This window comes from Brevundimonas sp., from assembly GCF_031412435.1.
GTDB lineage: Bacteria > Pseudomonadota > Alphaproteobacteria > Caulobacterales > Caulobacteraceae > Brevundimonas.
In genome coordinates this window covers 65,182-73,219 of the sequence record NZ_JANODA010000021.1, presented here as the reverse complement: position 1 = coordinate 73,219, position 8,038 = coordinate 65,182, and the positions used below count along the sequence as shown (strand labels likewise).

Annotated in this window: 5 protein-coding genes; 4 read left to right on the top strand and 1 reads right to left on the bottom strand. The window is 68.6% G+C overall.

Annotation, left to right across the window (positions count from 1 at the left end; all coding sequences use genetic code 11):
• Positions 1–153 precede the first annotated feature (153 nt).
• From flhB to RMO01_RS04065, 4 genes are all read left to right on the top strand, one after another.
• On the top strand, positions 154–1,224 hold the full coding sequence (gene flhB, locus RMO01_RS04080) for a flagellar biosynthesis protein FlhB (RefSeq protein WP_309627767.1): 1,071 nt from the start codon (positions 154–156) through the stop codon (positions 1,222–1,224).
• Positions 1,225–1,265: 41 nt separating this feature from the next.
• On the top strand, positions 1,266–3,326 hold the full coding sequence (gene cckA, locus RMO01_RS04075) for a cell cycle histidine kinase CckA (RefSeq protein ID WP_309627766.1): 2,061 nt from the start codon (positions 1,266–1,268) through the stop codon (positions 3,324–3,326).
• 70 nt (positions 3,327–3,396) lie between these two features.
• Positions 3,397–5,226: a PDZ domain-containing protein gene (locus RMO01_RS04070; protein WP_309627765.1), complete on the top strand. Its 1,830-nt coding sequence runs from the start codon at positions 3,397–3,399 to the stop codon at positions 5,224–5,226.
• A gap of 52 nt (positions 5,227–5,278) precedes the next feature.
• Complete coding sequence (locus RMO01_RS04065) at positions 5,279–7,060, top strand: DUF885 family protein (RefSeq protein WP_309627764.1); 1,782 nt, start codon at positions 5,279–5,281, stop codon at positions 7,058–7,060.
• Here the strand turns inward: RMO01_RS04065 and RMO01_RS04060 are convergent.
• Positions 7,047–7,967, bottom strand: a complete 921-nt coding sequence (locus RMO01_RS04060) for a LysR substrate-binding domain-containing protein (protein ID WP_309627763.1) — start codon at positions 7,965–7,967, stop codon at positions 7,047–7,049. The genes RMO01_RS04065 and RMO01_RS04060 overlap by 14 nt on opposite strands.
• Positions 7,968–8,038: the final 71 nt, after the last annotated feature.

The window sequence follows — 8,038 nt, the reverse complement described above, 5'->3', positions numbered from 1 at the left end:
GCCGGGTCATGCCGTCGTTCCAGGTCTTCTTCGCCGCCGCACCGCTCAGCATCCTGCTGGGCCTGTCGGTTTTCGCCCTCAGCCTCGGCGTGGTCGGTACGGTCTTCATCGACCGCTACCGCACCCTCGCCCAGATGTTCGCGGGAGGTGCCGGTGGCTGACGCGCCGGATCCCGACTCGAAGACAGAAGAGGCCACCCCGCGAAAACTCGACGAGGCGCGCAAGAAAGGCGATGTCGCCAAGTCGCCGGACGTCGCCGCGGCCCTGTCGCTGGCGGGCGCCGCCGCCGTGGTGCTGATATCGGGCGGCTGGTTCGCCAATTCGATGGCCGAGCAGCTTCTGCCCTTCATCGCCGCCCCCCACACCATGCTCGGCGGCCTCGAGGCCGGGGCCGGCGTCGAGATCGGGGCCATCGCCCTGTGGGCGGTCGCGCCCTTCCTCGGCGTGGTCATGCTGGCCACGATCCTCGGCGGCGTGGGCGGCAATGTCGCCCAGTCCGGCCTGATCTTCACCGCCGAGAAGCTGAAGCCCGACTGGTCGAAGGTGAACCCCCTGGCGGGGTTCAAACGCATCTTCGGCCCCGACGGCGTGGTCCAGTTCATCAAGACCTTTCTCAAGCTGATCGCGGTGGGCGTGATCTGCTGGCTGGTGCTGAAGCCGCACCTGCGCGAGCTCGAGAACATGGCCGCCATGCCGCCGGCGATGATCCTCCCGGTGGCCCGGGACCTGGCACTCGCCCTGATGATGTCGACCATCATCTTCCTCGCCTTCACCGCCGGAGCCGACTTCCTCTGGCAGAAACACCGCTTCGCCGAGCGGATGAAGATGTCCAAGGAAGAGCTGAAGGAGGACTACAAGCAGTCCGAGGGCGACCCCCACGTCAAGGCCAAGCTGAGGCAGATCCGGCACCAGCGCAGCCGCCAGCGGATGATGCAGAACATGCCGAACGCCACGGTCATCGTCACCAACCCGACCCACTATTCGGTGGCCCTGCGCTACGAGGCCGGTGACGCCGCACCCGTCTGCGTGGCCAAGGGCGTCGATGCGCTGGCCCTGCGCATCCGCGAGGTCGCGCGCGAGCACGACGTGCCGATCGTCGAGAACGTGCCGCTCGCCCGCGCCCTCTACGCCGCCGTCGATATCGACGAGACTATCCCGCGCGAACACTTCGAAGCCGCCGCCAGGGTCATCGGCTTCGTCATGCAGAAGCGGAAGCGGCGATAGCGCTGTATGATCAGCCCACTGATTCGCGGGGCTGACTTGCCATGACCGTCTCCAGCGCGCCGTCGGCGCCGAAGTTCGACATCACCGTGATCCTGATGGCGGTCGGTTTCGCCGTGGCCATAGCCGCCCTGGCCTGGCCCGCCTTTCAGGCCGGGCCTGTGACCACGCCGCACATGATCCTGCTGGTCACGGTGGCGGCCGTCGCCCTGATGGGGCTGTTCGCCTTCAACCGGATCGAGGTCCGCAGCAGCGACCGGCCCGCCGGCGACGTGGCGGTCGAGATGCTCGACGCCATGGCCGAGCCCGCCGCCCTGGTCTGGGCGTCCGGCGCCGTGCTCGCCTACAACGGGGCCTGGGCGTCGCAGAACGGGGCGACCGTCAACCTGCCCAAAGGCAAGTCCGCCCAGGCCCTCTACATGGCCTTCGCCCAGGCCCGTCAGGGCGAGCAGGGTCGGGCCATCGTCCTGATCGGCGACCGCGAGATCGAGGTCCTGATCGGCCAGGCCGGGGACGGGCGTTTCCTCGTCCGCGAGGCGCCCGAAGCGACGCTGAGCAACACGCCGGTCGCTGCCGCCACGCCCGCCTATTCGGCCTCGGCCGGAGACGCCCGGGCCATGGCCGCCGGGGCTCCGTTCGGCTCGGCCGTGATCGCCGGCGACGACATCTTCGCCAGCCGCGCCGAGGAGGCCAACCCGGCGCTGGCCACCCTGACCGGTCCCGCCTCGGCCCGCGACGCCGCCTTCGGCCATCTGTTCGATCCGTCGGGCGTGATCGAGGCCCGCGACCGGATCGCCGCCGGATCGACCGGCCCGATCGAACTGGTCGCCCGCGCCCATCCCGACAGGATGCTGCACCTCTATGTCGCTCCGGAAGGCGACAAGCGCCGCGTCTGGCTGTTCGACGTCTCGGCCCAGAAGTCGATGGAGCTGCAGCTGTCGCAGGCCCAGAAGATGCAGGCCGTGGGCCAGCTGGCCGGCGGCGTCGCCCACGACTTCAACAACCTGCTGACCGCCATCCAGCTGCAGCTGTCCGAACTGCTGGAGCGCCATCCGGTCGGGGATCCGTCCTATGACGGCCTGAACCAGATCCGCCAGACGGGCATCCGCGCGGCCGATCTTGTGCGGAAACTGCTGGCCTTCTCGAGGAAGTCGACCGTCCGTCGCGAGCGTCTCGACCTCGGCGAACTGGTCGGGGAGTTCGCCGTCCTGCTGCGCCGCCTGCTGCGCGAGGACGTGCGGCTGGAGACCGACTACGGCCGCGACCTGCCGGTGGTCCTGGCCGACAAGTCCCAGCTGGAGACAGCGGTGATGAACCTGGCCGTCAACGCCCGCGACGCCATGCGCGGCGTGGTCGAGCCCGGCGCCGGGGTGGTCACCATCCGGACCCAGCGCCTCAGCCAGGCCGACGCGCGCACCATGGGCTGGCATGAGGCGCCGGAAGGCGACAGCGCCCTGATCGAGGTGTCCGACACCGGGCCCGGCGTCCCGCCCGAACTGCTGGACAAGATCTTCGAACCCTTCTTCACCACCAAGGCGGTCAACGAAGGCACCGGCATGGGCCTGGCCACGGTCTACGGCATCGTCCAGCAGGCCGGCGGCCATATCGGCGTGACCAATCTGGAGGGGGCGGGCGCCGCCTTCCGCATCTTCCTGCCCGCCGCCTCGGAACAGGAACTGATCGAGGCCGGCCCGGTCGAGGCCAAGGTCAAGGCGGCCCCCCGCGACCTGTCCGGCAACGGCCGCATCCTGTTCGTCGAGGACGAGGCCGCCGTGCGCGGAATCGCCGCCCGCCTGCTGCGCCAGCGCGGTTACGAGGTCATCGAGGCCGCCGACGGCGAGGAAGCCCTGGCCCTGGCCGAGGAATGGGCCGGTCAGATCGATATGATGATCTCGGACGTCATCATGCCCGGCCTGGATGGGCCCAGCCTGCTGAAGAAGGCCCGCCAGTATCTCGGCGACGCCCCGGTCATGTTCATCTCCGGCTATGCCGAGAGCGATTTCTCCGACCTGCTCCAGGACGAGACCGGCGTCTCCTTCCTGCCCAAGCCGCTGGACATCAAGACGCTTGCCGAACGTGTGAAGCAGGAACTGCGGCCGGGCTGATCTTCCCTCTCCCCTTGCCTCCCGGCCCGGCTTAAGCCCCTATGCGGCCCGTCCCGGTTCCGGAGTTCCCATGACTGTTCGTCGCCTGCTGACCGCATCCGCCGCCTTCGTCGCCCTGACCCTCGCGGCCGGCGCCGCAGGGGCCCAGGACTACGACATCAGCTTCGACAACGCCGTCCACCATGAGGCGCGGATCACGGTCACCTATCGCGACGTCGGCACGGCCCCAGTCCGGTTCCAGATGTCGCGCTCGTCGCCCGGCCGCTATGCGATCCACGAGTTCGCCAAGAACGTCTATTCCGTCTCCGCCGTCGACGGCCGAGGTCGACGCTTGACCATCGACCGCACCGACCCCTACGGCTGGACCGTGCCCGGCCACGACGGGACGGTCAGCCTGTCCTACACCCTGTTCGGCGACCGGTCGGACGGCACCTATTCCCAGATCGACGCGACCCACGCCCACCTGAACATGCCGGCCACCCTGGCGTGGGCGACAGGCTTCGACGACCGGCCGGTGACCGTCCGCTTCAAACCTTTCTCGCCCGACTGGACCATCGCGACCCAGCTTCAGCCGCAGGTCGAGCCCAACACCTTCGCCGCGCCCAATCTTCAGTATCTGATGGACAGTCCGACCGAGCTCAGCGCCCACATGGTGCGCGAGTGGACGGTCGATGACGCAGGCGTTGCCCGCACCATCCGCATCGCGGCCCACCATGCGGGCACAGCCGAGGAGATGGACATCTTCGCCGCGCGCGCCCGCCGGGTCGTGGACGCCCAGATCGCCGTCTTCGGCGACGTGCCCGATTTCGATTTCGGGACCTACACCTTCATCGCGGACTACCTTCCTTACGTCAGCGGCGACGGGATGGAGCATCGCAACTCCACCATCATCAACGACCCCCGCTCGTTCAAGGAGGCGGACTTCGACCAGCTGGGCACGCTCAGCCATGAGTTCTTCCACGCCTGGAACGTGGAGCGCATCCGTCCCGACGAGCTGGAGCCGTTCGACTTCGCCCGCGCCAATCCGACCCCGTCGTTGTGGTTCGCGGAAGGCTTCACCAGCTACTATGGCCCACTCGCCATTCGCCGGGCGGGGGTGTCGAAGGTCGACGACTTCCTCGGCGAGATGAGCGGACAGCTGAACTTCGTCCAGAACGCCTCGGGCCGTCGCTATGGCTCGCCGCAGGAGATGAGTCTGCGGGCGCCGTTCGTCGATGCGGCGACGGCCATCGACCCGACCAACCCGAACATTTTCGTCAACTACTATCCCTATGGCGCGGTCATCGGCTTCGGCCTTGACCTCACGCTGCGCCAGCGCTTCCCGGGCAAGACGCTGGACGACCTCATGCGTGAGATGTGGCGCGCCCACGGCGTGACCGAGCGGCCCTATGCGCCCGCCGACATCGAGGCCGCCCTGGCCCGGGTCACCGGTGATCCCGCCTTCGCCCGCGACTGGTTCGCCCGCACCATCCAGGGCAGCGACCTGCCGGACTTCGCGCCCTTGCTGGCCCAGGCGGGGATCGTGATCCGCCCGACCAATCCGACCGCCGCCTGGGCCGGAACCGTCCGCCTTCCGGCCACCGGCGCGCCCGTTATCGCGGCCGCCCTCGCCCCCGGCACGCCCCTGTACGAGGCCGGTCTGGATCGCGGCGACCAGATCGTCGCGGTGGGGGACAAGGCCATCGCCGGCCAGGCCGACTGGACCGCCGCGCTGGCCGCCGCCAGGCCCGGCGACGAGGTCCCGATCCGCTTCCTTCAGCGCGGGGTGGAGCGATCCGCCACCTTGCGCTTCGCCGCCGATCCGTCCTTCAATCTGGTCCGTGCCGAGGCCGGCGGCGGATCGGTTGCGCCGCAACAGCTGGCGTTCCGCGAAGCCTGGCTGGGCGCCGCGACGGAATAGGTCGCCATTCTCGATACTGCCCGTGTTTGTTCCGCGTCCTGGAAGGTCTCCCATGCTTGATCGCCGCAGTCTCATGTTCTCCGCCGCCGGCGCCGGCCTTCTCGCCGCCCTGCCGATTGCGGCCTTCGCCCAGTCGCAGCAGGACGCCGCGCTCGACGCCCTGCTGACCGAATGGTTCTACGACAACGTCGAGCGCAACCCGACCTTCGCCACCAGCCTGGGCATCGACAAGGATGAGCGCGCCCATCTGGCCGCACGTTTCTCTGACCTCAGCCTTGAGGCGGAAGAGGCGGACAAGGCGCGGGATATTGCCCGCTGGAACCGCATCAAGGACTGGCCGACCACCAACCTTTCGGACAGCATGAAGGTCACCCTGGCCGTCTCGCAGTTCCAGGCCGAGACCGCCGCGATGCGCGCCGAACTGCCCTTCGCCGGTTCGCCCTATATCGTGGCCCAGAACGGCGGCGCCTATTTCAGCGTCCCCGACTTCATGACCAACCAGCATCGGCTGGAGACCACGGCCGACGCCGAGGCCTTCCTGTCGCGACTGAAGGCCTTCGCGGTCCAGTTGGATCACGAGAATGCGCGGCTGCAGGCGGACGCCGGGGCCGGGATCACCCTGCCGGCCGTCATCATGGACAAGACCCTGACGCAGCTGAAGACGCTGCGCGACACGCCTGCCGCCGACATGGCCATGGTTCAGGCCCTGGTCCGCAAGACCGGCGAGAAGTCGATCGCCGGCGACTGGTCGAACCGTGCCGTCGCCATCGTCGATGAGGAGATCAAACCCGCGCTCGGCCGCCAGATCGCGGTGTTCGAGGCCCAGCGCCCGAACGCCTCGGACGAGGTCGGCGTCTGGCGTCTGCCGCAGGGCGAGACGCTCTACAATCTGGGTCTGCGCGGCTACACGACAACCACCTACACCGGCTCGGAAATCCACGAGATCGGCCTGCAACAGGTCGCCTCGATCCAGGCCGAGATCGACACCATCCTGAAGGGCCTCGGCATCACCGAGGGCACGGTGGGCGAGCGGGTCAATGCGCTTGGCCAGGACCCGCAGCACCTGTGGCCCAATACCGACGAGGGCAAGGTCGCCCTGATCGCCTCGCTGAACGAGATGGTCGCGGCCATCACCCCGCGCCTGCCCGAGGTCTTCTCGACCCTGCCCCAGGCGCCGGTGGAAATCCGTCGCGTGCCGGTGTCGATCCAGATCGGCGCGCCCGGCGGCTACTACCAGGCGGCGTCGCTGGATGGGTCGCGACCGGGCGCCTACTACATCAACCTGCGCGACACGGCGAACCGGCCGAAATGGTCACTGCCGACCCTGACCTATCACGAGGCGTCGCCGGGCCATCACTTCCAGATCTCGATCGCCCGGGAAGCGGGAACCCTGCCGATCTATCGTCGCGCCAGCGGCTTCTCGGCCTACAATGAGGGCTGGGCCCTGTATTCGGAACGCGTCGCCGCCGACGACCTGAATATGTACGAAGGCAGTCCGCTGGGCCGGATCGGCTATCTGCAGGCCTATCTGTTCCGCGCCGTCCGCCTGGTCGTCGACACCGGCCTGCACGACAAGCGCTGGAGCCGCGAGCAAGCCATCGCCTATATGATCGCCGAGGCCGCCACCCCCGCCAACGCCGCCCAGTCAGAGGTCGATCGCTATATCGTCTGGCCGGGTCAGGCCTGCTCCTACAAGCTGGGCCAGACGGTGATCGAAGGCCTGCGTCAGGAGGCCGAGGCCAAGCCCGGTTTCGACATCAAGGCCTTCCACGACCGGATGCTGCTGAACGGCTCGGTGCCGCTGGCGGTGCTTCAGGGGATCATGCGGGCGTAGGGCCGATCTCGGCGGCGATGTCGGGATCGGCCGCCGCCTCGGCCAGCAGCCAGTCGCGGAAGCGGGCGATCTTGGGCGAGCGAGGGCGGTCTGCAGGCCAGGCGATCCAGTAGCCCTCGGACAGTTTCACCGTCTGATCGAAGGGCCGGACAAGCAGGCCCGCCTTGATCTCGCGGGCGAACAGGATGGGCGACCCCAGGGCGATCCCCTGACCGCCCATGGCCGCCGCAACCTCCAGCCCCTGGATGTCGGCCCTCAGCCGCGAGGCCGGCGTCGCCCCTGTTGCGACCCCGGCGCAGGCGAACCAGGCCGCCCATTCCTTCTCGTCGCCGACCCGGGGCGCGTCGATCAGATCGGCTGGATCCTGGAGGTCCAGTCGCTCGCACAGGGCCGGGCTGCACAGGGGGGTGAAGACGCTTGGCATCAGGAGGGCGCACGCGACCCCGGGCCAGTCGCCGTCGCCTGACCTGAGCGCGATGTCCATGTTCTCGCGCGCCAGGTCGATGATCGTCGGGCTGGTGTCCAGCCTGACGGCCAGCCCGGGATTGGCCACCTGGAAGGCCCCGAGCCTGGGCGCCAGCCACTGGGTCGCCAGGGTCGTCAGGGTGGTGACCGACAGCACGCCCTGGTCCGCCTCGGTCACCTCGGCGAAGGCCCGGCGCAAAATGGTCATGGCCTCGGTCGCCGCCCGCGACAGCCGCTCGCCCTGTTCTGTCGGCTGGACCTCGCGCGGCAGGCGGCGGAACAGGCTGAACCCCAGCCGCGTCTCCAACGCCTTGATCTGCCAGCTGACGGCCGCCTGGGTCATGCCGAGTTCCTCCGCCGCGCGGGTGAAACTGTTCAGACGCGCCGCCGCCTCGAACACGCGGATCGACGAAAGTGGCAGGCCGGAGAGGGGATCACGCATAAGGGTACCTAGGGCTAACCCCTCATACTACTGGTTTGCGAACGGGGCCTGTCAAGCCGATATCTTCAATA